We start from the raw sequence: 26,383 nt of genomic DNA, 5'->3' as shown, positions 1-26,383 counted from the left end.
TGGATGATGGGGGAGTGACAGAGCCGGCCCCATCGTCCCCATCGCCACCGAGCGCCCCCGTCGGCCTGCGGACGATCGCCCGCGAATGGGGCCGGATCGGCTGCGTCGGCTTCGGCGGGCCGCCCGCGCACATCGCGCTGCTGCGCCGCCTGGTTGTGCGGGACCGGCGCTGGCTGGACGCCGAGGAGTTCGAGGACGGCATCGCGGCGACCAACCTGCTGCCCGGCCCCGCCTCCACGCAGCTGGCGATCCTGTGCGCCTGGCGGCTGCGCGGCGTCCCCGGCGCGCTGATCGGCGGGCTGTGCTTCATCGTGCCCGGGCTCGTCGCGATCCTGCTGCTGTCGGCGCTGTTCCTGTCCGGCGAGGCGCCCGTGTGGGTACGCGGCGCGGCGGCGGGCGCGGGCGCCGCCGTGGCGGCCGTCGCGGTACGGGCCGCGCTCGACCTCATCCCGTCCAGCCGCGCCCGGTCGGCGGGCAGCCGCGGCCACCGCGCCCGCTGGTACGCCTACCTCCTCATCGGCGGCGTGGCCACCGTGACGCTCGGCCCCTACCTCGTGCTCGTCCTGCTGGCCTGCGGGTTCGCCGAACTCGCGGTCCGCCGCGTTCCGATCCGCACCCGCATGCTGCCGCCCTTCTTCCCGCCGTTCCTCGCGGGCGCGCCGCTGGCCGCGGGCGGTCTCGCGGCGGTGGCGTGGCTCGCGTTCAAGGTGGGCGCGCTCTCGTACGGCGGCGGCTTCGTCATCATCCCGCTGATGCAGTCCGAGGCCGTGACCAACTACCACTGGATGACCTCGGGCGAGTTCACCACCGCCGTCGCGCTCGGCCAGATCACGCCCGGACCCGTCGTGCACACCGTCGCCGTCGTCGGGTACGCGGCGGCCGGTGTGGGCGGGGGTCTGCTGGCCGCGCTGGTGGCGTTCGCGCCGTCGTTCGCGCTGGTCCTGGCCGCCGCCCCGCGCTTCGACCGGCTCCGCGCCAGCCCCGCCGTGCAGGGCTTCTTCGACGGCGCCGGCCCGGCCGTCATCGGCGCCATCGCCGGCTCGGCGGTCACGCTCGGCCTGACCCTCGCCCACCCCTGGCAGTTCGGCGTCCTGGCCGCGGCCGCGCTGGCGCTGCTGGCCCTGCGCCGAGGCGTGGTCACCACCCTCCTCGGCGCGGGCGTCCTGGGGGTCTTCGCCGGGTTGGCGGGCCTTCCGGTGACCTGACCGGATGTCAGACTCTGAGAATCTCAGCTCGACGCTCGGACCGGCCCGCCCCGAGAATGGTCTGGTGACCCTACTGCTGAGCCGTCCGGTGCTGGAGGGCCTGCTCGACCCGGTGGCGTGCATGGCCGGGCTGCGCAGCGGCTTCACCGCCGGGCCGGCCGAGGTGGCACCGTCCCGTACGGTGGCCGCGCTGCCGGGCACGGGCACCGCCACGGCCCTGCTGCCCGGCCTGGTCGAGGGCATCCCCGCGTACACGGTCAAGGTGAACGCCAAGTTCCCGGGCCGCCGCCCGGCGCTGCGCGGCGTGGTGTGCCTGCACGATCTGGAGAGCGGCGAGCTGCTGGCGCTGCTGGACTCGGCCACCGTCACCGCCTGGCGGACGGGGCTGGCCGCCGCGCTCGGCACCCACGCGCTCGCCCGGCCGGACGCCCGTACGATCACCGTGATCGGCGCCGGAGCGCAGGCCGAGCTGGTGATGCGCGGGCTGCCCACGCTGCGCGACCTGGGCGGGCTGACCGTCTGCGACACCGACGCCGGGCGCGCGGCCGCCTTCGCCGAACGGCACGCGGCGGGCCGTCCCGCCTCGGTGGTGGCCGACCCGCGTACCGCCGTCAAGGACGCGGCCATCGTGATCGTCGCGACCTGGTCGCGGCGGCCCCTGCTGCACGCCGCCGACATCGCGCCCGGGACCCAGGTGACCTCGCTGGGCGCCGACGAGCCCGGCAAGGCCGAGCTGTCCACCGACCTGCTGGAGAGCGCCCGGGTGGTGGTCGACGACATCCCGCTCGCGATGGAGACGGGCGCGCTCGGCAACGCCGGCCTCGGCGTCGAGCATGCGGCGGGCACGCTGGGCGACCTGCTGCGCGGCCAGGTCCCGGGCCGGGTGAAGGCCCGGGAGATCACCGTGTACGCGCCGGTCGGGCTGCCGTGGCAGGACCTGTCCCTGGCCTGGACGGCCTACCGCGCCGCCCGGGACGCCGGCGCCGGCCAGGACTTCGACTTCCTCGGCTGAGACCGCGCTGCGCCGATCCATTGAAACAGGTTCTAGTTCTGGCTACGCTGACGGGATGATCACAGAGCGCTTCCTGATCCCCGGCCGGGTGGCGGTCGTGACCGGGGCCGGCCGCGGGATCGGCGCCGCCTGCGCCCGCGCGCTGGCCGAGGCCGGTGCCGACATCGTGCTGTCCTCCCGCACCGAGGACCAGCTCCGCAAAGTCGCCGCGGACATCGAGGCTCTGGGCAGGCGTGCCCTGGTCGTCCCCGCCGACCTGTCCGACCCCGCCGCGACGGCCGATCTGGCCGCCCGCGCCGCCGCCGAGTTCGGCCGGATCGACATCGTCGTCAACAACATGGGCGGCGCGATGCCGCGCGCGTTCATGGACACCGAGCCGCGGCACATGGAGAACGCGTTCCAGTTCAACGTGAGCACCGCGCACGCGCTGACCCGCGCCGCCGTGCCGCACCTGATGGAGAGCGACGGCTCGGTCATCAACATCTCCTCGGCGATCGGCCGCCTCGCGGGCCGCGGGTACGCCGCGTACGGCACCGCCAAGGCCGCGCTCTCGCACTACACCCGGCTGGCCGCCCTCGACCTGGCGCCCAAGATCAGGGTCAACGCCATCTCCGTCGGCGCGGTCGCCACGTCCGCCCTGGACATCGTGATGTCCACCGAATCGCTCCGTACCGAGATGGAGGCCAAGACCCCGCTCGGCCGGATCGGTACCGCCGAGGACGTGGCCGCCGCCGCCCTCTATCTCGGCTCCCCGGCCGCCGCGTACGTCACCGGCACGATCCTCCAGGTCGACGGCGGTATCGATACGCCGAACCTCGACCTCGGCCTGCCCGACCTCTAGGAGCAGAGATGACCCTTCGCGTAGTCCAGTGGTCCACGGGCAACGTCGGGCGGAACGCGCTGATCGGCATCGACGCCCACCCCGAACTCGAACTCGCCGGAGTCTGGGTCTCCAACCCCGCGAAAGTGGGCAAGGACGCCGGTGACCTGGCCGGCCTCAACCGCTCGCTGGGCGTCGCGGCCACCGGCGACGCCGACGAGATCCTCGCGCTGCGCCCCGACTGCGTCGTCTACACCGCCATGGCCGACATCCGCATCATGGAGGCCATCGACGACCTGTGCCGCATCCTGCGCTCCGGCGCGAACGTCGTCTCCAGCAGCCCCGTCTTCCTGCAGTTCCCGGACGGCGTCGTACCGCCGGAGATGTCCGACCCCGTCCGCGAGGCCGCCGCCGAGGGCGGCGCCTCCATCTTCGTGAACGGCATCGACCCGGGCTTCGCCAACGACGTGCTGCCCCTCGCCCTCACCAGCATCAGCGAGCGCGTCGACGAGATCCGCTGCCTGGAGATCCTGGACTACGCCACCTACGACCAGCCCACGGTCCTGTTCGACATCATGGGCTTCGGCCGCCCGCTCGACGACACCCCCATGCTCCTGCAGCCCGGCGTCCTCACCATGGCCTGGGGCAGCGTCGTCCGCCAGCTGGCCGCCGGCCTGGGCGTCGAGCTCGACGAGATCGGCGAGTGGCACCACCGCTTCCCCGCCCCCGAGACGTTCGAGGTCGCCTCCGGCACCATCGAGAAGGGCACCACCGCCGCCCTGCGCTTCGAGGTCCGCGGCATGCGCGGCGGCAAGCCGATCATCGTGCTGGAGCACGTCACCCGCCTGCGCGGCGATCTCGCCCCCGCCTGGCCCCAGCCCGTCGGCGCCGGCTGCTACCGCATCGAGGTCCGCGGCGAGCCCGACTACACCCTCGACCTCCAGCTGCTCGGCTCGGACGGCGACCACAACACCGCCGGCCTGAAGGCCACCGCGATGCGCCTGGTCAACGCCATCCCCGCTGTGGTCGCTGCCCCACCCGGCCTGCTCACCGCCCTGGACCTCCCCCTCACCCCCGCCCGAGCTCCCGGTTGACTCGTGGCGTGTTCGCCTTTCCGGCGGACTGGCGGGGCGAACACGCCACGAGTCAACGGAGCAGGGTCAGGTGAGGAGGCCTTCGCTGTGGGCCTTGGCGGCGGCCTGGGTGCGGCTGGTGACCTCGAGCTTGGCGAGGATGTTGGAGACGTGGACGCTCGCGGTCTTGGGGGAGATGAACAGGGCCGCGGCGATCTCCCTGTTGTTGCGGCCCTCGGCCACGAGCTTGAGGACCTCGCGTTCGCGGCCGGTGAGCCCGTTGCTGGCGGGACGGGCCGTACCGAGGCGGGCGCGCAGGCCCAGGTCGTCCAGGGCCTTGAGAAGAGGAGCCGCGCCCAGGGTGGTGGCCTCTTCCTTGGCCGTACGCCATTGGACGACGGCCTCCTCGCGGTCGCCGCGCTCGGCCAGGGATTCGGCCAGGCGCCAGCGGGAGCGGGCCACTTCGTAGGTGTAGCCGTACGAGAAGGCCCGGAGCGTCGCACGCCATAGGGCCGGGTCGTTGACGCCGTGGGCGCGGGCTCGTTCGGCCTCGGCACGGGCCAGCCAGGCGTGCCCTTCCAGGCCGAGCCATGCGCGGTGGTGGCCGTCCGGGGTCGTGGACGCGGCGTCGCGGGCACGCGCGAGCAGGGTGTCGGCGGCCTTCTCGGCCGATTCGGCGGTCTCGGTGTCGCCGGAGGCGCGGGCACGGGCGGCGATGTCGGCCTGGGCCCACAGGGCGGTGGCCGCGCCCCTGATGGCGGCGGCGTCGTTCGGGTCCTGGGCGGCCAGCACGGGCGTCAGGTGGGAGAGGGCCGCGCCGGGGTCGTCCAGCCACAGGAAGTACTCGGCCGCCTGGCTGCGGGCGACGAAGGCGATGTACGGATCGTCGCGCCACTGGGGTTCCAGCCAGCGCAGCCGTTCGGGCACGATCTCGCGGCCCTGCGCCACCTCGATGAAGAGGGCGTACGAGGAGACCTGCGCCTCCACGGGCCGTACCACCTGGATGGGGAAGTCGGCGGCCAGGCGGTCGGCCCGCTCCCATTCGCCGGCCGTGTAGTGGATGAGGAACTGCAGGCAGCGCAGCGTCGTGCCGTAGGCGCTCCATTCGAGGCCGTGGGCGACGACGAAGCGCAGCGCGTCGTCGGCGGCGTCCTTGGCCCCGGCCAGGTCGCCACGGTCGAACATGGACCGGGCGTGGTGGAACGCCGCGCGCAGCCCGACCTGGTAGTTGCCCGAGTCGATGGCCAGCCGGCGGGCGCGGGCGAACAGCGCGCCGACCGAGCCGCCGGCGTCGCGCGACTCCCGGTAGATGCCGAGGGTGACCAGGCCGCTGGCCTCGGCGTCGGGTGCCCCGGAGGCGCGGGCGGCCGCGACGGCCTCCTCGGCGATGGCCGGGATGGCGGGGTCGCGTTCCTGGCCGAGCAGGGTACGGGCGTACGTGGCCAGCGCGGCGGCGCGCTCGGGGGTGGGCGGATCGGCGGGGATCATGGCGATGGCCTCGCGGGAGACGGCCAGCGACTCCTCGTACTGGTCGATGTCTCCCAGGTAATAGGCGAGGTGCTCGCGGATCAGCATGCCCATCCGGACGTCGGTCTCGCTCGCGCGGAGGCGGCGGAGCCGGGAGATGGCGCGGCGGGGCTCGCCGGAACGGCCGGACGCACGGACGGCGGCGAGCTCGATCTGGACGCGTTCCGTCCCGGCGGCCCGTTCCGGATCCGGTACGGCGTCCCACAGGGACAGGGCGCGGTCGTAGTGCTCGTGGGCCTCGTCGGGGGCGCCCATCCGCTCGGCTTCGCGGCCAGCGCGGACGGAGGCGGCGAACGCGGCGGGCAGGTCGTGCGCGGCGAGGGAGTGGTGGGCCAGCTCGGCAGCCGCTCCGGTGCCGGCGAGCAGGGCGGCGAACGCGGCGTGCAGCCGGGTCCGCTCGCCGGGGAGCAGGTCGGCGTACACGGCCTCGCGGAGCAGGGCGTGCCGGAACGTGTAGCCCTGGGCGCGGTCGGGGACCAGCAGCTGGTGGGAGACGATCTCGCGCAGGGCCTCACCGACGGCGGCCTCGTCGAGCCCGGAGACCTGGCGGACCAGCTCGTCGTCCACCCGGCGGCCGGCGACCGAGGCGGCCCGGACGACGCGGGAGGCGTTCTCGGAGAGGTCCTCGAGCCGGGCCAGCAGCAGGTCGGCGAGCCCGGCCGGGAGGTCCTCGCCGGAACGGGCCGCGGTGTAGAGCTCGCCCGCGTAGAACGGGTTGCCCTCGGAACGGCGGTGGACCTGCCCGATCTCGTCGGCGGTGGGCGGGGCGCCGTCCCCGGCGAGGGTGGTGAGGTACTCGGCGGTCTCGTTCACGCCGAACGGCGCGACCTCGACGGCCCGCACGTCGGGCAGGCGCAGCAGCTCCGCGACCACCGACCGCAGCGGATGCCGCCGGTGCAGGTCGTCGGAGCGGTACGTGCCGATCAGGCAGACGCGCTCGCGCTGCAGCACGCGGCTGAGGAAGATCAGCAGGTGGCGGGTGGAGCGGTCGGCCCAGTGCAGGTCTTCCAGGACCAGGACGACGGGCCGCTCCCGGCCCAGCTCGCCGAGCAGCCCGAGGACGGCACCGAACAGCTGCTGCTGCCCCAGGTCGCCCGCCGGGATGCCGCCGCCGTCACCGTCGGGCAGCAGGCGGCGCAGGACGGGCCGCGACTCCAGCGCCGTGCCGAGCCCCGGCTCGCCGGATCCCGCCCACAGCGCGTCCGCCAGCGGCAGGTACGGCATGCTCTCGCCCAGCTCGGCGCACTGGCCGACCAGGACGCCGCAGCCGCGCTCGCGGGCGGCCCGGGTGAGGGCGGCGACCAGGGTGGTCTTGCCGACCCCGGCGTCCCCGCTGACCAGGACGACGCCGGCCGAACCCGCCGCGGCCCGGTCGAGCGCGCCGGTGAGCGTACCGAGCTCCTCGGTACGGCCGACCAGCGCTCTTTCGCTCCCCATGGGCCCGAGTATTCCATCCCGGGCAAAACGCAGGGGCCCCCGGAAGTCTCCGGGGGCCCCTGCGCCACGGGGTCAGCGGGTGTAGGCGGGGACCTTCTCGTTCTCCGGCGCGGGCTCGGGCTCGGGGACCAGGTCGGCATCGGCCTCGGCCTCGGCCGCAGCCTCGATCTCGGGCTCGGGAACGATCTCCGGCTCCGGCTCGGGCGGCAGGACCTTGAGGTAGGTACGGGCCGTCTCGGCGGCGATCCGCTCCCAGGAGAAGCGCGAGTGGGCCCGGTCGGCGGCGGCGATCGCGTACCCGTGCAGCGTCGTCTCCTCGGCGAGCAGCCGGCGGATCGCGCGGCCGACCGCGACGGGCCGGTCACCCGGGACGAGCAGGCCGGTGATGCCGTCCAGCACGCTGTCGGCGTTCCCGCCGGCCCGGGTGGCGACCACCGGGACGCCGCAGGCCATGGCCTCCAGCGGAACGAGCGGGGACGGCTGGTGCGGGGACAGGCAGAGCGCGAGCCTGGCGGTGCGCAGTAGGCGGGGGAGCGTCTTGCGGGGCATCCGGCCCAGGAAGATCACCCGGTCGGCGACGTGCAGCTCCTTGGCCAGCAGCCGCAGCCGGTGCACCGCGGGGTCGTTCTCCAGCTCCTCGCGGTCCGGCCCGCCGACGACCGCGAGCTCGGCGTCCGGGGCGTGCACCAGGGCGCGGATCGCGGTGCCGGCGCCGCCGTCCTCCAGGTCGGCGGCCACGACCACCAGCCGGTCCCGGTCGCCGCGCGGCATCGCGGGGCCGACCTGGGCGTACTGGTCGCCGTCCACGCCGTACGGCACGACCGCGATCTTCTTGCGCGGCACGCCCATCCGGACCAGCGTGTTCGCCTCGTCGTCGCAGGCGGCGATCACCATGGCGGCCTCGCGGCCGAGCACGGTCTCCATCCGGCGGCGGGCGCGGTGCACGGTACGGCCCGCGCGCTGCTCGGTCACGCTGACCCCGTGCGGGCTCATCACGTACGGGATGTCCAGCTCGCGGGCGACGGCGCAGGCGGCCAGCCCGCCGATCCAGCCATGCGCGTGCACGACGTCCGGGCGGCCGGGACCGGTCCAGCGGTCGCGCAGCCCGTCGGCGAAATCGCGGATGTGGCCGAGCAGTTCGTCCTCGCTCAGCGGCCGGGCCGGACCGGCGTCGATCTGGTGCAGGACGGCCCCCGAACCGAGCCGGCTCCGGGTCCGCGCCGCGTCGTCCTGGCGGCGCGTATAGACCGTGACCTGGTGTCCGTCCCTGTCATCGGAGACCGGCCGGCCGAGGGCGCGGGCGATCTCCCGGATATGAACGGCCTGCACGTGCTCGCCGTCAAGGTCGGAGGCGGACACGAGCGCGATGGTCAAAGGACGGTGCATGACGAGAACCTCCGGGTTAGCACAGGTATAACCGGGAGGTATCTGCGTCTTAGACACCTGCTGATCTTTGTGTTTCCGACCCCGGCCGGATGAAACGTGCCGCCGGAGAAAAACGACCCGGACAAGGGGAACCATGACCGGCGTCATACCGTCCGGGCGGGATGGGCCGTCTGCGTGCGGCTACCGCGTTGAGCTGGGGTTTTCGCCGTCGCTCGCGCCCTGGAGCCGGGCCGTCCGTAAGATCGGCGGCGATGAGCAAAGATGATTCGGTCTGGTACGTCGCCTACGGCTCGAACCTCTTCCGGGCCCGCTTCTCCTGCTATCTCGCCGGCGGACGGCCCGCCGGGGGGGCGCATACGTACACCGGCTGCCGCGACTCCCGTCCCGCCAAGGCCGAGCACGCGGTCACGCTGCCCGGCGGCATCTACTTCGCCCACGAGTCACCGACGTGGGGCGGCGGCATCGCGTTCTACGACCCCGCCCTGCCCGGGAGGGCCGCCGCCCGCGCGTACCTGCTGACCAGGCAGCAGTTCTGCGATGTCATGGCGCAGGAGATGCACCGCGAAGTGGGCGCGGACCCGGACCTGTCGGAGGCCCTCGCCGGCGGCCTCCAGACGCTCGGTCCCGGACGGTACGAGACCGTCGTCAAGGTCGGCGAGCACGAGGGCCGTCCCATGCTCACGTTCACGTCCCCGCACGGCGCTGGGCCCGCGCGGCTGAACGCGCCGACCGCCCCGTACCTCACCATGCTCGGCAACGGCCTGCGCGAGGCGCACGGCTGGACCGCCGGCCGCGCCGCCACCTACCTGGGCACCCGTCCCGGCGCCCGGGCGAAGTGGTCGGTGCCACAGATCAGCGCCCTCCTCGGCTGAGCCGCGCTGGTATACGTTCAGCCCTTGGCTTCTCCCCCTCCTGATGGAGGGGGATTCCTACGGCTCGCATCGCAGGGTTTTCTGTTTCGTCGCCGACCGCCCCATTCGGGAGGGAGTCCCGTTGAGGTCTGACACCGGCTCCACAGACCGACACCGCCAGCCCGGCGGCCAAAAGATTCTTCGCCGCGTTCACGTCCCGGTCATGGGTCGCGCCGCAGTTGCACGTCCAGGCACGGACGTTCAACGGCATCCTCTCGGCGAGGGCGCCGCAGTGAGAGCACAGCTTGGAGGAGGGGAACCACCGGTCGACCACGACCAGTTCTCGCCGGTACCAGGCCGTCTTGTACTCCAGCATGCTCCGCAGGTCACTCCAGGCCGCGTCCGAGATGGCGCGGGCCAGACTCCGATTCTTGACCATGTTGCGGACGGTCAGGTCCTCGATCACGAGCGTTTGGTTTTCGCGCACGAGTCGAGTGGTGAGCTTGTGCAGGTGATCCCGCCGACGGTCGGCGATACGGGCGTGGACGCGGGCGACCTTCTGCCTGGCCTTCGTCCGGTTGCTGCTGCCCTTGATTTTGCGCGACAGTTCCCGCTGCGCCCTGGCCAGCCGGTCCCGGTCACGGCGTTCGTGCCGGGGATTGGTGGTCTTCTCTCCGGTGGACAGGGTCAGTAGATGGTTCAGGCCGAGGTCGATCCCGACTACCGCGTCCGTGACCGGCAGCGGCTGTACGGTTGGGTCCTCGCAAAGCAGGGACACGAACCAGCGTCCGGCCGCGTCCCGCGACACCGTCACCGTGGTCGGTGCGCAGTCTGGGGGCAGTGGCCGGGACCAGACGATGTTCAGCGGCTCGGCCATCTTGGCCAGTGTCAGCGTTCCGTCGCGGAACCGGAACGCCGAACTGGTGTACTCCGCGCTCGCGCGGGAGCGCCGCTTGGACTTGAACCGCGGGTACCGGGCGCGCTTCGCGAAGAAATTGGTGAACGCCGTCTGCAGGTGCCGCAGCGCCTGCTGCAGCGGAACCGAGGACACCTCATTGAGGTAGGCCAGTTCCTCGGTTTTCTTCCACTCCGTCAGCATCGCCGACGTCTGGTTGTAGCCGACCCGCTCCTGCCGGAGCGCCCACGCCTCCGAACGCGCCGCCAGCGCCATGTTGTAGATCTTCCGCACGCACCCGAACGTCCGCGACAACTCCGCCGCCTGCATATCGGACGGGTAGAAGCGGAACTTGAACGCCCGCTTCACGCCAGTGGCCATGGCTCGCAAGATATCGCAACAGTCTGCGATATTCATGCAACACATTGTGATGGACGTAAGTTCTCCCTTGAGGTGGATCGGTTTGCCTGCCCTGCTCCGCAGGAGTCAGTTTCCTTCCCTGTCTGAAGGCAGGGCATCAACGGAAGGATCCCCATGAATGTGGGCGACGTGGTCGAGGATTTCGAGCTGCCGGACGAGACGGGACGGCCGCGCACGCTGAGCGGCCTGCTGGAAGAGGGGCCGGTGGTGCTCTTCTTCTATCCGGCGGCGATGACGCCCGGCTGCACCGCCGAGGCGTGCCACTTCCGCGATCTGGCCGCCGAGCTGGCCGAGGCCGGCGCGCACCCGGTCGGGATCAGCGCGGACGAGGTCGGCAAGCAGAAGGAGTTCGCCGACAAGCACGGCTTCGGCTACCCGCTGCTGTCGGACGCCGACGGCACGGTACGGGCCGCCTTCGGGGTCAAGCGGGGCATCGCGCTCGCCCCCACCAAGCGGCAGACGTTCGTCATCGACACCGACCGCCGCGTCCTGGAGGTCGTCAAGAGCGAGATCCGGATGAACGTGCACGCCGACCGCGCCCTCGCCGCCCTGCGCGCCCGCAAGAAGGCCTAGTGTTTCAAAGTCCCGGCCCACGGTGCTCGCCTGGCGGCTCGCACCGTGACCGTGCCTTGGGCGAGCGCGGCATCGCTTCGCGATCTGCCCGGTGAGGCTCGCCTCCGGCATCGCCTCACCGGCCAGGTAACGCGCTCGCGCGGCGGCTGAGGCCACTTTGAGACAAGCCCTAGGGCATCTCGGGCAGCATGATGGCCGAGGGGCGGCCGGGCTCGTGGAAGATCTCCTGGTCGGCGGTCAGCATCCGGTCCGCGGTACCGATCGGGTCGCCCGTGCCGGGATTGCGCGCCACCCGCGGGTAGGCGCCGCTGGCGACCTGCACGCGGATCCGGTGCCCGGCCCGGAACCGGTGCCCGGCCGGCCACAGTTCCAGCGCGACCCGCCGCACGCCGTCCTCGTCGGCCTCGGGCGTCCCCGGCACGAGGCGCCGCATCCCCTCGCACAGGTTGAGCGACTCCCCGTCCGGTGCCACGTCGCACAGCCGGACGACCAGGTCGGTGTGCTCGCGGTCGGACCGGAGGAACAGCTCGGCCGACACCGGACCGATGATCTCCAGATCCTCCGCCAGCTCCGCGGAGGTGTAGGTCAGCACGTCGCGGCGGCGCTCCAGCTTCCGCTGGTCGGCCACCGGGCGGTTGTCGCCCAGCAGCGTCGGCCCGCCGATGAACGGCGTCGGATGCATCGGGTCGTACCGGTACCGGTCCGGCTCGGAATCGCCCGGCCGCTCGTGCGCCAGCCCGCCGTCCGGCTGCAGATGCCAGCGCCGCTCCCGCATCCCCGGCACCGGCCAGTCCGGAAACTCCCGCCACGCAGTGCCTTCCCCGACCAACCGACCCCGACCGACCTCCCGGCCTTCCCCGACCAACCGACCCCGACCGACCTCCCGGCCTTCCCCGACCAACCGACCCCGACCGACTTCCCGGTCTTCCCCGGTGCCCGTCACGAAGACACGCACCGGCAGCTCGCGCAGCTCGCTCGGGTCGTCCTGCAGATGAGCGCGGAACCACTTCAGCGACTCGCCGATGGAGCCGCGCATCATCCGCTGGTCGGCGTGGAACCAGGGACCGATCGTCAGGTACGGGCGGTGCCCGGCCGCGCGCAGCGCCGCGTAGTCCTTGAGCTGCCAGGGCAGGAAGATGTCGTACCAGCCGCCCGTCATGTACACCGGCGCGCCGACCCGCGCCACCGACGGGCTGAAGTCGCGCTTGTCCCAGAACGGGGTGTCCGGGCCGTTCACCAGCAGCTCCTGGAAGAACCGCTGCTGCTCGCCGGTCGCCAGCACGTCCAGCTCGGCCAGCGGACGGCCCGACAGCGCCGCCCTGCGGGCCCGCCGGGGCGACATGATGCCGGTGGTGATGCCGGACAGCGGATGCTTCATCCGGGACGTCAGGTCCACCCAGATCAGCGTGGACTCCAGCGCGAACGTGCCGCCCACATTGATGGCGTCTCGGAACTGCGACGCCGTGACCTGCATCGACAGCGCCTTCAGCTCGGGTCCGGCGGCGGCGGCCACCGCCCACTGCACGTACCCGAGATAGCTCGGCCCGTGCATGGCGAAGGTGCCGCCGAACCACGGCTGCTCCTTGAGCCAGGCGATCGTGGCCAGGCCGTCCTCGCTCTCGTCCAGGGGCTCGAACACGCCGCCGGAGCCGAAGCCGCCGCGCACGCTCTGCACCACCGACTGGAAGCCGTGCGAGGCGAACGCCTGCCCGCACATCAGCCCGAACGGCCCGCGCCGCCCGTACGGGGAGCGCACCAGGACGGTCGGCGGGCGTTCCAGGCCCACCGGCGCGTAGTGGTCGGCCAGCAGCGTGACACCGTCGGCGGCGGGCACCTTCAGATCGCGGTGCACCGACACCCGGTGGGGACCGTTCGGAAGACCGAGCGCCGTTGTCCCCAGGCGGCGCATGAGCCCGATACCTACCATCCGATCGATCGTAATCGCAGGCCCTGACCGGTCCGCCCGCGACCCGGATCTGACCGTGCGTGCTGACCCGAACGCCGGCCGTCATGCGCCCTGGTGACGCCGTGGCAAGGCTTCTGACCCACCGCACTGTCGCCCCGCGGCCACCCTTCGCAGTCTTTCCGGAACGTCCCGGGCATCGCCCAGAGTCACTACGATCGGGCGATATCGGGACCGGTGCAGCAGAGCGTTAAGAATGCCGCGCATCGGCGGAAACGGAGCGGCCGGCGCCGAGCCGCCGCCCAGAGGGAGAGATTCACGCATGCCTGAGTCGCTGGACTTGGCCCGCATCATCGTGGCCGCGGCGGTGGTCGCGGTCGCGTTGCTGGTCGCGGTCGTCCTGCGCATGCTGTCGGGACGGCTGAACAAGCGCGCGGGGGACACCCGGTGGGCCTGGGACGACCTGGCCGCACGGCTGCTGCACGACCTGGCCGTACCGCTGGCGCTCCTGGGCGGTGTCTGGATCGCGGTCAACGTCCTGCGGCTCAAGCCGGGCACGCTGTCGGTCTTCGCCAGCGTGCTGACCGCCGTCACGATCATCATCGTGACGCTCGCCTGCGCCCGGATGATCGCCGGCGTCGTCTCGGGGATCGCGCTGGCCCGGCAGGGCGTGGCCGCGAATGTGACGATCTTCGCCAACATCACCCGGGTGCTCGTGCTGGGCATCGGCATCCTGGTGATGCTGCAGAGCGTCGGAGTGTCGATCACCCCGCTGCTGGGCGCCCTGGGCGTCGGCGGCCTGGCGGTCGCGCTGGCCCTGCAGGACACCCTGGCCAACCTGTTCGCGGGCGTGCACGTGCTGGCGTCCAAGACGATCGAGCCCGGCGACTACATCCGGCTGAGCAGCGGCCAGGAGGGGTACGTCGTCGACATCAACTGGCGCAACACCTCGATCCGCACGCTCTCGGACAACATCGAGGTCATCCCGAACCAGCGGTTCTCGGACACGATACTGACCAACTACCACCGTCCCGCCCAGGACATGTCGCTGCTCGTCCAGTCGAAGGTGTCCTACGGCGCCGACCTGGAGTTCGTGGAGAAGGTCGTCGTCGAGATCGGCGACGCGGTGATGGCCGAGATCGAGGGCGCGGTGAAGGAGGGCCAGACGCTGGTCCGCTTCCACACCTTCGCCGAGTCGGGGATCGACTTCACCGTCATTTTGCGGATCACCGAGTTCGGCGAGCAGTTCCGGATCAAGCACGAGTTCCTCAAGCGGCTGCACCGCCGTTTCCAGTCCGAGGGCATCGAGATCCCGCTGCCCACCCGCCGCCTGCTCCTCCCCGACAACGCCCTCCCTGACAACGCCGCCGCCTTGCGTTGACTCGTGGCGTGTTCGCCTCCACGGGCGACGCCCGGGGCGAACTCGCCACGAGTCGACAGGGCTTTAGGAGGCGGCTTCGTCGAACCAGGCGAGGAACTCGGTGTTGCCGAACATCTTCGCCGTGTCGTACGCCGACGGCTGTCCGGCTCGCGGGTCGGCGCCTGCTTCCAGCAGGGCCCGTACGACCTCGGGCTCCTTCTTGAAGACGGCGCCGGCCAGCGGGCGCTGGCCGCGGTCGTTCTCGCGCTCGGGGTCGGCCCCGCGCGCGGCCAGGGCCCGGACCGTGTCGGCGTGGCCGTGGTAGGCGGCCAGCATGAGCAGGGTGTCGCCCTTGTCGTTGGTGAGGTTGGGCGGGATCCCCGCGTCCAGATAGGCGACGATCCGCTCGGTCCCGCCCTCCCGGGCCAGGTCGAACAGCTTGGTCGCGAACTCCCGCAGTTCGGGATCGGCCTCGTTCATCAGACGCACTCTACTTCCGGGCGGCGGGCCGTTCGCCCAGCCGGCGTCGGCCAGCTTGCGGCCCAGCGTGTCGCCGCCGTAGTGCAGTTTCTTCTCCAGTGCCACCAGGGCGCCGTGCTCGGGGTAGGAGTGCAGCCGTACCTCGTCGGCCAGCGTCTGCATGATCATCATGCCCCGGCCGTGCTCGGCCGACGGATCCGGGGCGATCATGGGCGGGCCCGGCTCGAAGCCCAGGCCGCGGTCGATGACCTTGATGATGCAGCGCTCGTCCAGGATCAGTACCCGCACGGTGTACGCGTCCCCCTCGCGGGCGTGCTGGATCACGTTGCCGCAGGCCTCGGTCAGCATCAGCCGGATGTCCCCGCGGATCGGCTCCTCGACCCCGAGAACGTCGAGCGAGGCGTCCAGCAGCCGCCGCACCGCCGGGACGCTGGCCGCGTCCCTCGGGAACCGAAGATCAAGATTGATCTCCACGTCGTCTCCGTAGCTCTGTTTCCCCCATAGGTCTGGTCTGCCCCCCGAGGACTCGGCAAACCGCCTGTAGTGGGATGAACCACATGTATAGATTGCGCACAATTGAGTTGTGCTACCTTCAGTTTTGCGGCGGGACACGACCCGCCGGCGGCTGAGGAGGAAGCATGGCAACGCACTACACGGCGGTCGCGACGGCCAACGGCAGGGACGGCCGCGCGGTCAGTTCGGACGGGCGGCTCGACCTGGCCCTGGCGGCCCCGCGCGAGATGGGCGGCGACGGCGAGGGCACCAACCCGGAGCAGCTCTTCGCCGCCGGGTACGCGGCGTGCTTCGCCAGCGCGCTCGGTGCCGTGGCGCGCGCCGGCAAGCAGGACGTCAAGGACGTTTCGGTCACCGCCGAGGTCGGCATCGGCGGTGACCTGGAGTCCGGCTTCGGGCTCAGCGTCGTGCTGCGGATCGAGCTGCCCGACGAGCTGGCCGGCGACACCGGCCGGGCGCTCGTCGACCAGGCGCACCGGGTGTGCCCGTACTCCAACGCGACCCGGGACAACATCCCGGTCGAGATCGTGATCGAGTAGTCAGGCGATCGGGCGGCCGTCCAGGAGGGCCTGCAGGCGCCCGCGGACGCCGTCGTTGGGCTCGCGGGCGAGGGCGGCGGCGACCTCGTCCCGCATCCCGTCCGGCCAGGCGTCCCGGCCCCAGCCGTCCAGGGTGCGGACGGCCATGTTCCGGTTGCGGACCACGGGGCTGGCCAGGCCCGCCGACACCAGCGGACGGCCCTTGCCCGGCCACTTGCCGAGGTCCTGCAGCAGGCAGTCGAGGCTGCGATGCGGCGCGAAGTCCGGCCCCGTGCCCGCCTCGTCCGCCGGGCCGGCGGCGATGGCCTCCAGAGGCAGCACCTCGGCCGCGAGGCCGACGACCGCGTCGATCTCTCCGGGCCCGGCCTGCTCGAGGACCCTGAACCAGTCGGTCTCGTTGAAGGCGTCGCCGGTACGGAGTCGTTCCAGATGGACGTCCAGGGTGGGGATGCCGAGGATCCGGCACGCGGTGGAGGCCAGGTTGAACGTCCGGGCGTCCGCCGAGCGCAGGTCCAGCCGGGCGAGGTCCGCCCACAGGGGACGATCGATGATCTCGGTGCAGCGGGCCGCCAGGTCCGGCCAGGTGCCTTCCGCGTAGGACCGCACGGCGTGCACGGCGAGGAAATGGCGCAGGTCGTTCGCGCGGGTGGCCATATGCCCGATGAAAAGGCCGGCTGCGCGCTCGCCGTCGTCGTAGCCGGGCATTCCCTCCAGGGGCCCGCCCTCTTCGCAGAGCCCGGTGAGAATGTCGCCCGCCGCGTACAGCAGCTCGTCGTCCGGCTCGTTCGACAGGGCGCCCGCGAGATCGCCCGTCTCGGCCGCGATTCCGGTGAGATAGGCGTCCACCACCTCGTTGCGGAATCCCTCGCGGAGGATCCATTCTTTCAGCAGCGGATTCGAGGTACCGGACAGGCGCTCGACCAGATGGATCCGGCCCCAGCCCTCGACGTCGCGGGCCAGCGCCCACAGGTCGTCCTCGGCGGTCGCCTCATCGTTGCTCAGCGCCACGAGCACGAACAGCGTGAACTCGTCGTGCCGTCCCAGGGTCATCAGCTCGTCGCGATGGTGGCCGGCGTCGAACAGGCCGAGCAGCGCGATGCCCAGCTTCACCGGCTCGCGGCGGCGCTCCCCGGTGGCCAGGGCGTAGGCCAGCTCGTACACCCGTTCGGCGTCGGGGTCGGCCGAGGCCACCCGGCTCAGCACCTCGTCGACGAGGGAGACGATCCGCAGCGACGCGGCGACGTCGGCCATGGCCCCGGGCCCGGACGAGCCGTTCACCGCCTCCAGCAGCGCGGCCGACAGCCGTTCGACCTCGTCGGGATCGGCGCTGCCGCCCCAGTGGTGGGTGAGGACGCCGTCGCGCGCGCCCGGTGCCCACTTGGCGCCCTCCATCTCGGCCTCGTCGGGCAGCGTTTCCCCGCCTTCGGTGAGCCCTGGCCCCTCCTTGGGAATGTGCGCGCGCACATGCTCGAGAATCGATACCGGAGAAGGGTTCTTGCGCCGCCTGGTGAACATCCGGACACTCTAGGCCGAACCATTCTCAGCGGGCACGCGATTTAGGCTCCGGCTCCTTTCCCGGTGCAAGGGGAACGGGAGTCCCGGTCGCGTCCGGCTCGCGGGTGAGCCGGTTGGACAGCGAGGTGAGCGTGGCGATGACCGACGCCGCCAGCAGCAGCGCGAACGCCCGCTGGTAGCCGTCGACCAGCGCGCCGAGCGAGCCGCCCGACAGTTCGCCCGCCGCGCCCTGGTAGAGCAGGTGGCGGTCGGTACGGGCCAGGGCCGAGGCGGCCAGGGCCAGGCAGAGCGCGGCGCTCATCACGTTGCCGACGTTCTGCAAGGTCATCCGCAGGCCGTTGGCGATGCCGAGCCGCTCGGACGGGACCCGCCCCAGGATCGCCGCGGTATTGCCGGTGGCGAAGACGCCGCTGCCGGCCGAGACCAGCACCAGGCACAGCGCGACCAGCGGGTACGGGGTGTCGGCGGACAGCAGCGGGAGCATCATCGCCAGCCCGGCGCAGACGGTCGCCGACCCGGCCACGGCCAGCGTTCGGGGCCGGACCCGGCGGCTCAGGAAGCCGCCGATCGGCGCCGCGATCATGCCGGCCAGCGGGCCGGGAAGCACGGCCAGGCCCGCCTGGGCGGGCGTCATGCCGCTGACCGCCTGCAGGAACAGCGCCAGCAGCAGGAGCGTGCCGAACCGGGCGAGGGTGTTGAACAGCGCGGCCATCGAGCCCAGCGTGAAGCCGCGGTCGGCGAACAGCGCCAGGTCCACCAGCGGATGCCGGCTCCGCCGCTGCCGCACCACGAAGACCGGGAGCAGCAGCGCGCAGGCGATCGCCCCCGCGAGGGTCAGCGGAGCGCTCCAGCCGCCCGAGCCGGCCTCGGAGAACGCCACCACCAGCCCGCCCAGCCAGCCGATCAGCAGCACCGCGCCGAGGATGTCGATCGGCTCGCGCGGCCCGTGCGGGATCCGGGGGAGCGACCGGAACCCCCACGCCAGCGCCGTGAGCCCGAGCGGGACGTTGAACCAGAACACCCACTGCCAGCCGGCCGTCTCGGCGAGGTAGCCGCCGATGGACGGGCCGAGCAGCGGCGCGGCGCCCAGGACTCCCAGGTAGACGCCCATGCCCTGGCCGAGCCGGGCGGGCCCGAACGCCTGGGCGATGATGGCGGTCCCGTTGGCCAGCAGCACGGCGCCGCCGATGCCCTGCATGACCCGCATCGCGATCAGCGTCTCGACGTTCGGCGAGAACCCGGCCAGCAGGCTGGCCAGCGTGAACACGGCCAGCCCGCACAGGTAGGTGCCGCGCCGGCCGAACACGTCCGCCAGCCGCCCGAACACCATGAGCAGCCCGGTCTGCGCGAGCATGAACGACAGCAGCAGCCAGGACGAGGCCGCGGCGCTCGCGTCGAAGTGCCGGACCACCACGGGCAGCGCGATGTTGAGCGTGCTGACGTTGACGACCAGCAGCACCGTGCCGAGACTGACCGCGGACAGCACCCGCCACGGATTGGCTGTGCTTCGCGCTCGCCTTCGGGGCGCCTTCAGGCGCCCCTCCGGCTCGCTAGGGGCCGGCTTCTCCGTCCGCTCGCCGTCGCCCGTGGACTCCGGCACCGGCGGTCCCTCCCCGTCCAGGTCGTTAGGTTGGTTAACGATCCCTGTCAGGGTCCTCGAAGCGGGGCCGCGCTGTCAATTCAGCCGGGTCGGCCGGGTCAGCCGGCGGCGGCGGCGCGCTCGGCGGAGAGGACCTTGCGCACGGCCGGGGCGGCGGGGCCGGAACGGGCGGTCAGCTCGGCGATGCGCCGCTTGTGGCGCCGCCGGTCGGGCCGGGGGAGCACGGTCTTCAGCTCCCCGGCGGCGGCCAGCGCGACCGCCGCCGCGTCGTAGCTGTTGACGTGCGCGACCGGCTTGCCGCGCAGCGCCGAGGAGGCACCGCCCCACAGCGTCTTGACCACGCGCGGGTCCTTCACCGTGACCTGCTGGGACGGGAAGATCCCGAACATCCGGCTCGGCTGGACCCGGATCCAGCCGCCCTGGACGAGCTCGTCCCGGACGGCCCGGACCATGGCCCGGCCGTCCTTGCGCACCCAGTACTGCCAGGAGCGCGGCCGGGAGGCGGCGATCCGGGCGAGCAGCCCGTACGGGTCGTCGCCCGGGGTGCCGGGACGGGGACGGCGCCGCTCCTCGGTGAGCCGGCCGTCCAGGTAGAGCTCGGTGAGGGCGGCGGCCCGCAGCACGTAGCCGAGCCGGCCGCCCTTCACCGCCATGCGGTGCTTGTTGAGGTCGTACGAGAGCAGGTACATCCGGGCCGGGAGGGATTCGGGAACCTGGACCATGGTCTAATCCTCGCTCTGGCGGGCCCCGCTGGATGGGGGCTCGGGGAGATCGTCCGCGGTGGCGCCGCGCTCGTCGCTCGCGGTGCCGCCGTCGTGGCGGGCCGGGCGTCCCGGCCGCCGCATCTGCCCGGCGGAGCGGGGCATCCGCCCGGCGTCGGTCAGCGCCTTGCGTAGCAGGAACTCGATCTGGGCATTGGTGCTGCGCAACTCGTCCGCCGCCCAGCGGGCCAGCGCGTCATGGACGGCGGGGTCGAGCCGCAGCAGGATCTTCTTACGCTCGGAGGCCACGGGTCACTGGTAGAGGGAGCCGGTGTTGACCACCGGCTGCGCGTCCTTGTCGGCGCACAGGACCACCAGCAGGTTGCTGACCATGGCGGCCTTGCGTTCCTCGTCGAGCTCGACCACGTTCTCCTCGTCCAGCCGCTCGAGGGCGAGCTGGACCATGCCGACCGCGCCCTCCACGATCCGCTGCCGGGCGGCCACGACCGCGCCCGCCTGCTGCCGGCGCAGCATCGCCTGGGCGATCTCCGGCGCGTACGCCAGCCGGGTGATCCGGGACTCGATGATCGTCACCCCGGCGGAGGCGACCCGCAGCGACAGCTCCTCCGACAGCTTGCCGGTGATCTCGTCGGCGTTGTCGCGCAGCGAGCGCCGCTCGTGCGAGTCGTAGGGGTAGCTGCCGGCGATGTGCCGGACCGCGGCCTCGGTCTGGAACGCCACGAACTCCACGAAGTCGTCCACCGCGAACACCGCCCGCGCGGTGTCCTCGATCTGCCAGACGACCACGGCCGAGATCTCGATCGGGTTGCCGTCCAGGTCGTTGACCTTGGCCAGCCCGGTCTCGTGGTTGCGGATCCGGGTGGAGATCTTCTTCCGCTCGCTGATCGGGTTGACCCAGCGGAGCCCGTCGGTGCGCAGCGTGCCGGTGTAGCGGCCGAGCACCTGCAGCACCCGGGCCTCGCCCGGCGCCACCGCGGTCAGCCCGGCCATCATCACCAGCCCGGCCACGCCGAGCAGGGAGCCGATCACGATCCCGGCCGCGATCGCCGCGGCGCCGCCGGCGACGATCCCGGCCAGGACCGCGGCGGCGCCGACCAGGATCAGCAGCAGGGACAGGCCGAGCATGCGCCAGCCGCCGGTGCCGTGCGCGATGCGCTCGGTGATCTCGATCTTCGGCATCTCGACGGGGGGTCCGGCGACGCCGGTCGTTTCGTTCATCTGCTACCTCCAGGGTGGATGGCACCAGAATAGCAAAGTGATATCACTTTTGCTAACCGGCGGCCGCCGGGACGGTCTCGGCGGCCGGGACGGCAGCGTCCTCGGAGGTGTCCGGGATGACCTTCGGTACGTTCCGCAGCGCGATCAGCGCGAACACCCCGACGACGGCGGCGAGCACGGAACTGCACAGCAGCGCGGCGTTCATGCCGTCCGCGAACGCCTCGCCGGCGGCGCCCGTGACCTCGGCCGCGAGCCGTCCGGGCAGTTCGGCGGCGACCTGCGCCGCGCCGCTGACCGAGTCCCGCGCGGCGTGCTCGGCCGCGGCCGGCAGCCCGGCGGGCACCTGGACGCTGTCGCGGTAGACGGCGTTCAGCACGCTGCCCAGGATCGCCATCCCCAGCGATCCGCCCAGCTCCATCCCGGTCTCGGAGATCGCCGACGCCGCGCCCGTACGCTCCCGGGGCACCGTGGCCAGAACGGTGTCGGCGGTGACGGTCATGACCATGCCCATGCCGATCCCGGACAGCACGATCGGCCCCACCATCACGAGGTAGCCAGTATCGGTCCCGACCTGGGCGAGCAGCGCGTACGCCACCGCGCCCAGCGCCAGGCCGGCGGCCACGACCCGCGCCCGGCCGACCAGGCCGATCAGCGGCGGGGCCAGCGCCGCGCCGCCCACCATGGCGCCCAGCGCGCCGGGCAGCCCGGCCAGGCCCGACTGCAGCGGCGACCAGCCCAGCACCAGCTGGAAGTACAGCGAGAAGATCAGCGACTGGGCCACCAGCGCGAACATCGCGAACATGTTGGTGGCCACCGAGCCGGAGAACGCCATCCGCCGGAACAGCCGCACGTCGATCAGCGGATCGTCGATCCGGACCTGGCGCAGCCCGAACGCCGCCAGCGACGCCGCGCCGATCGCCGCGGCCACCAGGGCATCGGCGTGCACCGCGCCGCTCGCCGCGACCTCCTTGATCGCGTACACCAGGCCGATCAGCCCGGCGATCGAGAGCGGCACGCTGAGCAGGTCCAGCCGGCCGGGACGCGTGCCGCGCCCGGCGGGCAGCACGGCGAACCCCGCGACCAGGATCACCATCATGATCGGCACGTTGATCAGGAACACCGAGCCCCACCAGAAGTGGTCGAGCAGCGCGCCGCCGAGCACCGGGCCGAGGCCGACCGCCAGCCCGCCGATCCCGCTGAAGATCCCCACCGCCATCGTCCGTTCCTTGGGCTCGGTGAAGACCCGGCGGATCAGCGACAGCGCGGAGGGCATCAGCGTCGCGCCCGCGATGCCCAGCAGGAACCGCGCCGCGATCAGCACCTCGGCGGTCCAGGCGTACGCGGTCAGCGCCGAGGTGATCCCGAACAGCCCGGCGCCGATCAGCAGCAGCCGCTTGTGCCCGATCCGGTCGCCGATGCCGCCCATCGTGATCAGCAGCCCGGCCAGCGCGAACCCGTACGCGTCGGCGATCCACAGGATCTGGGTCGCCGACGGCCCGAGATCGGCGGTGAGGTGCGGTACGGCCTGGTTCAGCGCGGTGAGGTCCAGCGCGGGGACCATGATGACCAGCCCGCACAGGGCGAAGGTCGCCCATTTGCGGGCCGTGGAGTAGGCAGGGGAGGTCTCGTTCATGCCGCTCACCCTCGGCGGCGGCGCTGACCGTCCGCGCACCGCCGGCTGACCGTGCCGGCGGCGGCCCGTCAGCGAGGGTCAGGGGCGGGCGGGGCCGGTCGGCCGAGGAACGGGGTCAGCGGGGGAGCAGGTCGTCCAGCGTCATCGCGGTGCCGCGCATGCGGGCCGTCTCGTACGCGGCGTCCCCGATCAGCGCGCGGACCCCGGCCGCGATCCGCTCGGCGTCGGGATCGCCGTCGATCCGGACCCCGTGCAGCGCGCCGGCCGCCCCCAGCAGCAGCCCCGCCTGATCGCCGTCGCCGTCCAGCAGTGCGGCGCCCGCCAGGCCCACGACCGCGTTGACCCGGTTCATGAAGACCGGATGGTCGGTGCTGATCTCCAGGGCCCGCCGCAGCCGCGCCCGGGCCTGCTCCGCGTCCCCCTCGGCGAGGGCGATCCAGCCCAGCCCGATCGAGGCCGCCACGCGGGTGGCCGAGGCGATGAAGCGCTCGGTGGTGAACCCCTCCCCGGTCTGCGCGTACAGCCGCCTCGCCGTGTCCAGGTCGCCGCGCAGCCGGGCGACGTCGCCGAGCCCGCAGCGGGCGGCGGCGACCTTGTCGGGCACACCCGCGCGGCGGCCCAGGTCGGCCGAGCTCTCGAAGTCGTCGCACGCGGCGTCCAGGTCGCCGTCGCGGATGAAGATCTCGGCGCGGCGGCACAGCAGGTCGGCGTGCTCCTCCAGGGCGCCCAGCTCCTGGATCAGCTCGATCGCCTCGTTCAGCAGCGCCATCGCCCGCGGCCGGTCGCCGAGCCGGCTCGCGAGCTGGGACATCGGATCCAGGGAGTTGGCGATCCCCCAGCGGTCGCCCAGCGCCCGGAAGCCGTCCAGCGCCCGCCGGGTCGCCTCCTCGGCCCCCGCCAGCTCGCCGCGGAACTGCCGCAGGAAGCCGTCGCTCATGTGCAGCAGCGCCGATGACCAGGCGTCCCGGCCGATCTGGAGATCATGGGCCTCGATGTCGGTACGTTCCGGGCCCGCGGTGAGAGCCCACAGCACGAGGGTGGGCGGGTAGGCGACCTGCCACTGCAGCGCCGCCATCTTCTCGGTGGCCAGATCCAGGGCCGCGGCCGTGCCGGGGCCCGACGCGCCGGCGGAGATCGCGTTGGTGACGCACAGGATGTACTCCTCGTCCAGGCCTTCCGGCGGCTTGAGCCCGACCCGTTCCAGCAGGTCGGCCGACAGCGGGCCGCCCTCGATCCGGCCGCGCAGCCACCAGTACCAGGACAGGGCCGCCACCAGGTGCAGCGCGGTCGCCGGATCGTCGCGGACGCAGCGGCGCAGCGCCGCGTGCAGGTTGGCGTGCTCGGCCGCCAGCCGGGCCAGCCACTCCAGCTGCTCACCGCCGCGCAGGTGCGGATCGGCCTGCCGCGCGAGCCCGAGGAAGTACGCGGCGTGCGCCTCGCGCAGCCGGTCGCCCTCGCCCGCCTGCTCCAGCCGTTCGGCGCAGAACGCCCGGATGGTCTGGAGCATCCGGTAGCGGGTGCCGTCGGTCTGCAGCAGCGACTTGTCGACCAGCCCGACCAGCGCGTCGTCGGCCTCGCCCACGCCGCAGACGGCCTCCACGGTCTCCAGAGTCGCGCCGCCGGCGAAGACGGTGAGCCGCCGCGCCAGCGTCCGTTCGGCCTCGTCCAGCAGGTCCCAGCTCCACTCGACCACCGCGCGCAGCGTCTGGTGCCGCGGCGCCGCGACGCGGTCGCCGCGCGACAGCAGGCGGAACCGGTCGTCCAGCCGCCTGGCCACCTCCTGGACGGGCAGCGCGCGCAGCCGCGCCGCCGCCAGCTCGATCGCCAGCGGCAGCCCGTCCAGCGCCGCGCAGATCCGCAGCACGGCCTCGGTGTTCTCCGCGTCCACCTCGAAGTCGGGCCGTACCGCCGCCGCCCGGTCGGCGAACAGCCGTACCGCCGGGTACGCGGCGGCCTCCCCGGCCGCGGCGCCGTCCGGCGGCAGCGGGAGCGGGGGCAGCGGGCGCAGCGACTCACCGGTGATCCCGAGCGCCTCCCGGCTGGTGGCCAGGATCCGCAGCCCCGAACGGGCCCCGAGCAGCCGGTGCGCCAGCCGTGCCGCCGCCTCGATCACGTGCTCGCAGTTGTCCAGGACGAGCAGCATCCGGCGCCCGTCCAGTGCGGTGAGAATCCGTTCCACCGGATCGGCCGCGGTCTCGGTGCCGGGACGCATCCCGCTCTCCCTGAGGCCCAGCGCGCCGAGCACCGCCTTCGGTACCTCGGCGCCGTCGCCGACCGGGGACAGGTCGACGAAGCAGACCTCGCCCTCCTCCCGGGCCGCCGCCTCCAGCGCCAGCCGCGTCTTGCCCACGCCGCCTGGCCCGAGCAGCGTCACCAGCCGCCCCTCCGCCAGCGTCCTGCCGACCCGTTCCAGCTCCTGCTCGCGCCCGACGAAGCTGGTCAGCTGGGCGGGCAGCTCGCTGAGTACCTGGTCGCGCCGCAGCGCCGGACTGCCACGCAGGATCGCGACGTGCACCTCCGCCAGCTCGGCCGAGGGATCGGCGCCCAGCTCGTCGGCGAGCAGCGTGCGCGCCTCCTCGTAGACCTCCAGCGCCTCGGCCTGCCGCCCGCTCCCGTACAGCGCCCGCATCAGCAGCCCGCGCGCCCGTTCCCGCAGCGGATGGTCCGCGATCAGCCCGCGCATCCGCCGCGCCGCCGCCGCGTACTCGCCCGAGGCGACCTCGGCCTCGGCGCAGTCCTCGGCCACACCGGCCCGCCGCTCCTCCAGCCGGGCCACCTGGCCCGCCGCGAACGGCGCGGACACGTCGGCCAGCGCCGGGCCGCGCCACAGCTCCAGCGCCTCCCGCGCCCGGCCCGTCCCGGCCAGCCGCTCGAACCGGTGGACGTCCACGTCCTCGCGATCGACGGCCAGCCGGTAGCCGGCCGGATGCCCCGCGACCAGCGCACCGTTCCCGAGGCCCCGCCGCAGCCGCGACACCTGCGACTGCAGCGCGTTGGCGGCGTCGCCGGGCGGATCCTCCCCGTACAGGCCGTCGATCAGGCGGTCGGTCCCCACGACGTTGCCCGCGTCCAGCAGCAGCATCGCCAGCAGCGCCCGTACGCGCGGCCCGCCCACCGCGACGGCCTGCCCATCGAGGCGTACCTCGACCGGTCCCAGAACGCCGAACGCGAGGTCGGTCGGCGTTGGTCGGTCGGGGAGACTCTGCATGTGGGGATTGTCCCGTATAGCGTGGTGCCTCCCCGACATCGGAGGAGCCATGTCCACCGAGATCGTGACCGACTTCCTCGCCGCCCTCGAGGACCTGGACATCGACCGGGCCCTCACCTACGCCGCCCCCGGGATCGTCTACCAGAACGTCCCGCTCCCTCCCGCCCGCGGCATCAAGGCGTTCGAGCGCCAGATGCGCGGCATGGCCCGCTACGGCACCGGCTTCGAGGCGCGCCTGCACAACATCGCCGCCAACGGCGACATCGTCCTCACCGAACGCACCGACGCCCTCATCATCAACTCGTTCCGCGCCGAGTTCTGGGTCTGCGGCACCTTCGAGGTGCGCGACGGCAAGATCGTCCTCTGGCGCGACTACTTCGACTGGCCGACCTTCATCGCCGCCGGCGCCAAGGGCCTGGTCCGTACCGCCCTCGGCGCCCTCCGCGGGACGCCGCAGCGGTCGCCGGGCACCGAGACCTGAACGTCCGCAGGC

The 26,383-nt window shown here is 72.8% G+C and carries 20 protein-coding genes and 2 pseudogenes; 9 read left to right on the top strand and 13 right to left on the bottom strand.

Translation table 11 applies throughout. The features are described from left to right. Positions 1-14 precede the first annotated feature (14 nt). From chrA to ACH34Q_RS00685, 4 genes are all read left to right on the top strand, one after another. Positions 15-1,205: a chromate efflux transporter gene (gene chrA, locus ACH34Q_RS00700; RefSeq protein ID WP_395980686.1), complete on the top strand. Its 1,191-nt coding sequence runs from the start codon at positions 15-17 to the stop codon at positions 1,203-1,205. A 64-nt stretch (positions 1,206-1,269) separates the two neighbouring features. Then, a complete protein-coding gene (locus ACH34Q_RS00695; RefSeq protein WP_395980685.1) occupies positions 1,270-2,217 on the top strand; it encodes an ornithine cyclodeaminase family protein in 948 nt (315 codons plus the stop codon). Between the two features lie 55 nt (positions 2,218-2,272). Further along, a complete protein-coding gene (locus ACH34Q_RS00690) occupies positions 2,273-3,058 on the top strand; it encodes an SDR family oxidoreductase (protein WP_395980684.1) in 786 nt (261 codons plus the stop codon). Positions 3,059-3,066: 8 nt separating this feature from the next. Continuing rightward, positions 3,067-4,131, top strand: a complete 1,065-nt coding sequence (locus tag ACH34Q_RS00685) for a dihydrodipicolinate reductase (protein ID WP_395980683.1) — start codon at positions 3,067-3,069, stop codon at positions 4,129-4,131. 66 nt (positions 4,132-4,197) lie between these two features. Here ACH34Q_RS00685 and ACH34Q_RS00680 read toward each other — a convergent pair whose 3' ends face one another. Further along, entirely contained in the window at positions 4,198-7,074 is a 2,877-nt protein-coding gene (locus ACH34Q_RS00680; protein WP_395980682.1) for an AAA family ATPase, read from the bottom strand. 72 nt (positions 7,075-7,146) lie between these two features. After that, entirely contained in the window at positions 7,147-8,460 is a 1,314-nt protein-coding gene (locus ACH34Q_RS00675; protein ID WP_395980681.1) for a glycosyltransferase, read from the bottom strand. Between the two features lie 251 nt (positions 8,461-8,711). Between ACH34Q_RS00675 and ACH34Q_RS00670 the strand changes: the two genes are divergently transcribed. Further along, complete coding sequence (locus ACH34Q_RS00670; RefSeq protein ID WP_395980680.1) at positions 8,712-9,332, top strand: histone deacetylase; 621 nt, start codon at positions 8,712-8,714, stop codon at positions 9,330-9,332. Between the two features lie 57 nt (positions 9,333-9,389). On the opposite strand, the pseudogene ACH34Q_RS00665 reads toward ACH34Q_RS00670, so the two are convergent. Then, positions 9,390-10,587, bottom strand: a pseudogene (locus tag ACH34Q_RS00665) (RNA-guided endonuclease InsQ/TnpB family protein). A 153-nt stretch (positions 10,588-10,740) separates the two neighbouring features. Between ACH34Q_RS00665 and ACH34Q_RS00660 the strand changes: the two are divergent. Then, on the top strand, positions 10,741-11,199 hold the full coding sequence (locus ACH34Q_RS00660; protein WP_395980679.1) for a peroxiredoxin: 459 nt from the start codon (positions 10,741-10,743) through the stop codon (positions 11,197-11,199). A gap of 169 nt (positions 11,200-11,368) precedes the next feature. Here ACH34Q_RS00660 and ACH34Q_RS00655 read toward each other — a convergent pair whose 3' ends face one another. Next, on the bottom strand, positions 11,369-13,126 hold the full coding sequence (locus tag ACH34Q_RS00655; RefSeq protein ID WP_395980678.1) for a CocE/NonD family hydrolase: 1,758 nt from the start codon (positions 13,124-13,126) through the stop codon (positions 11,369-11,371). Between the two features lie 298 nt (positions 13,127-13,424). Here ACH34Q_RS00655 and ACH34Q_RS00650 point away from each other — a divergent pair, with 298 nt between their 5' ends. Continuing rightward, the gene (locus ACH34Q_RS00650; RefSeq protein WP_395980677.1) at positions 13,425-14,483 is read left to right on the top strand and encodes a mechanosensitive ion channel family protein; all 1,059 of its coding nucleotides are present in this window, start codon (positions 13,425-13,427) and stop codon (positions 14,481-14,483) included. A gap of 63 nt (positions 14,484-14,546) precedes the next feature. On the opposite strand, the gene ACH34Q_RS00645 is transcribed toward ACH34Q_RS00650, so the two are convergent. Beyond that, on the bottom strand, positions 14,547-14,942 hold the full coding sequence (locus ACH34Q_RS00645) for an ankyrin repeat domain-containing protein (protein ID WP_395981064.1): 396 nt from the start codon (positions 14,940-14,942) through the stop codon (positions 14,547-14,549). Between the two features lie 114 nt (positions 14,943-15,056). Beyond that, a pseudogene (locus ACH34Q_RS00640) lies at positions 15,057-15,416 on the bottom strand (ATP-binding protein); the annotation flags it as partial. Between the two features lie 164 nt (positions 15,417-15,580). Between ACH34Q_RS00640 and ACH34Q_RS00635 the strand changes: the two are divergent. Then, positions 15,581-15,994 (top strand): organic hydroperoxide resistance protein, encoded by a 414-nt coding sequence (locus ACH34Q_RS00635; protein WP_395980676.1) that lies wholly within the window; start codon positions 15,581-15,583, stop codon positions 15,992-15,994. Here the strand turns inward: ACH34Q_RS00635 and ACH34Q_RS00630 are convergent, their stop codons facing one another. From ACH34Q_RS00630 to ACH34Q_RS00600, 7 genes are all read right to left on the bottom strand, one after another. Further along, positions 15,995-17,509: a hypothetical protein gene (locus ACH34Q_RS00630; RefSeq protein WP_395980675.1), complete on the bottom strand. Its 1,515-nt coding sequence runs from the start codon at positions 17,507-17,509 to the stop codon at positions 15,995-15,997. It lies immediately after the preceding gene. A 25-nt stretch (positions 17,510-17,534) separates the two neighbouring features. Next, positions 17,535-18,995 (bottom strand): DHA2 family efflux MFS transporter permease subunit, encoded by a 1,461-nt coding sequence (locus ACH34Q_RS00625; RefSeq protein ID WP_395980674.1) that lies wholly within the window; start codon positions 18,993-18,995, stop codon positions 17,535-17,537. Between the two features lie 212 nt (positions 18,996-19,207). Further along, positions 19,208-19,831: a GPP34 family phosphoprotein gene (locus ACH34Q_RS00620; RefSeq protein WP_395980673.1), complete on the bottom strand. Its 624-nt coding sequence runs from the start codon at positions 19,829-19,831 to the stop codon at positions 19,208-19,210. A 3-nt stretch (positions 19,832-19,834) separates the two neighbouring features. Then, entirely contained in the window at positions 19,835-20,119 is a 285-nt protein-coding gene (locus ACH34Q_RS00615; protein ID WP_395980672.1) for a hypothetical protein, read from the bottom strand. 3 nt (positions 20,120-20,122) lie between these two features. Next, the gene (locus tag ACH34Q_RS00610) at positions 20,123-21,049 is read right to left on the bottom strand and encodes an SPFH domain-containing protein (protein WP_395980670.1); all 927 of its coding nucleotides are present in this window, start codon (positions 21,047-21,049) and stop codon (positions 20,123-20,125) included. A gap of 52 nt (positions 21,050-21,101) precedes the next feature. Further along, positions 21,102-22,682 carry an MFS transporter gene (locus tag ACH34Q_RS00605; protein WP_395980669.1) on the bottom strand — a complete coding sequence of 527 codons (1,581 nt, stop codon included), beginning with the start codon at positions 22,680-22,682 and terminating at the stop codon, positions 21,102-21,104. A 115-nt stretch (positions 22,683-22,797) separates the two neighbouring features. After that, positions 22,798-25,890 carry a BTAD domain-containing putative transcriptional regulator gene (locus ACH34Q_RS00600; protein WP_395980668.1) on the bottom strand — a complete coding sequence of 1,031 codons (3,093 nt, stop codon included), beginning with the start codon at positions 25,888-25,890 and terminating at the stop codon, positions 22,798-22,800. 49 nt (positions 25,891-25,939) lie between these two features. Between ACH34Q_RS00600 and ACH34Q_RS00595 the strand changes: the two genes are divergently transcribed. Beyond that, complete coding sequence (locus ACH34Q_RS00595; protein WP_395980667.1) at positions 25,940-26,371, top strand: limonene-1,2-epoxide hydrolase family protein; 432 nt, start codon at positions 25,940-25,942, stop codon at positions 26,369-26,371. The last annotated feature ends 12 nt before the right edge of the window (positions 26,372-26,383 follow it).

The organism is Actinomadura sp. 9N407, from assembly GCF_044326315.1.
GTDB lineage: Bacteria > Actinomycetota > Actinomycetes > Streptosporangiales > Streptosporangiaceae > Spirillospora.
This window is presented reverse-complemented; position numbering and strand designations above follow the sequence as displayed.

Bases quoted from the DNA above. Each gene is read 5' to 3' on its own strand.
- ACH34Q_RS00635 (WP_395980676.1), top strand. From the start codon at position 15,581: ATGGCAACGCACTACACGGCGGTCGCGACGGCCAACGGCAGGGACGGC.
- ACH34Q_RS00685 (WP_395980683.1), top strand. From the start codon at position 3,067: ATGACCCTTCGCGTAGTCCAGTGGTCCACGGGCAACGTCGGGCGGAAC.
- ACH34Q_RS00600 (WP_395980668.1), bottom strand. From the start codon at position 25,890: ATGCAGAGTCTCCCCGACCGACCAACGCCGACCGACCTCGCGTTCGGC.
- ACH34Q_RS00675 (WP_395980681.1), bottom strand. From the start codon at position 8,460: ATGCACCGTCCTTTGACCATCGCGCTCGTGTCCGCCTCCGACCTTGAC.
- ACH34Q_RS00620 (WP_395980673.1), bottom strand. From the start codon at position 19,831: ATGGTCCAGGTTCCCGAATCCCTCCCGGCCCGGATGTACCTGCTCTCG.
- ACH34Q_RS00610 (WP_395980670.1), bottom strand. From the start codon at position 21,049: ATGAACGAAACGACCGGCGTCGCCGGACCCCCCGTCGAGATGCCGAAG.
- ACH34Q_RS00595 (WP_395980667.1), top strand. From the start codon at position 25,940: ATGTCCACCGAGATCGTGACCGACTTCCTCGCCGCCCTCGAGGACCTG.
- ACH34Q_RS00645 (WP_395981064.1), bottom strand. From the start codon at position 14,942: ATGAACGAGGCCGATCCCGAACTGCGGGAGTTCGCGACCAAGCTGTTC.
- ACH34Q_RS00660 (WP_395980679.1), top strand. From the start codon at position 10,741: ATGAATGTGGGCGACGTGGTCGAGGATTTCGAGCTGCCGGACGAGACG.
- ACH34Q_RS00650 (WP_395980677.1), top strand. From the start codon at position 13,425: ATGCCTGAGTCGCTGGACTTGGCCCGCATCATCGTGGCCGCGGCGGTG.
- ACH34Q_RS00605 (WP_395980669.1), bottom strand. From the start codon at position 22,682: ATGAACGAGACCTCCCCTGCCTACTCCACGGCCCGCAAATGGGCGACC.
- ACH34Q_RS00670 (WP_395980680.1), top strand. From the start codon at position 8,712: ATGAGCAAAGATGATTCGGTCTGGTACGTCGCCTACGGCTCGAACCTC.
- ACH34Q_RS00690 (WP_395980684.1), top strand. From the start codon at position 2,273: ATGATCACAGAGCGCTTCCTGATCCCCGGCCGGGTGGCGGTCGTGACC.
- ACH34Q_RS00680 (WP_395980682.1), bottom strand. From the start codon at position 7,074: ATGGGGAGCGAAAGAGCGCTGGTCGGCCGTACCGAGGAGCTCGGTACG.
- ACH34Q_RS00655 (WP_395980678.1), bottom strand. From the start codon at position 13,126: ATGGTAGGTATCGGGCTCATGCGCCGCCTGGGGACAACGGCGCTCGGT.
- ACH34Q_RS00630 (WP_395980675.1), bottom strand. From the start codon at position 17,509: ATGTTCACCAGGCGGCGCAAGAACCCTTCTCCGGTATCGATTCTCGAG.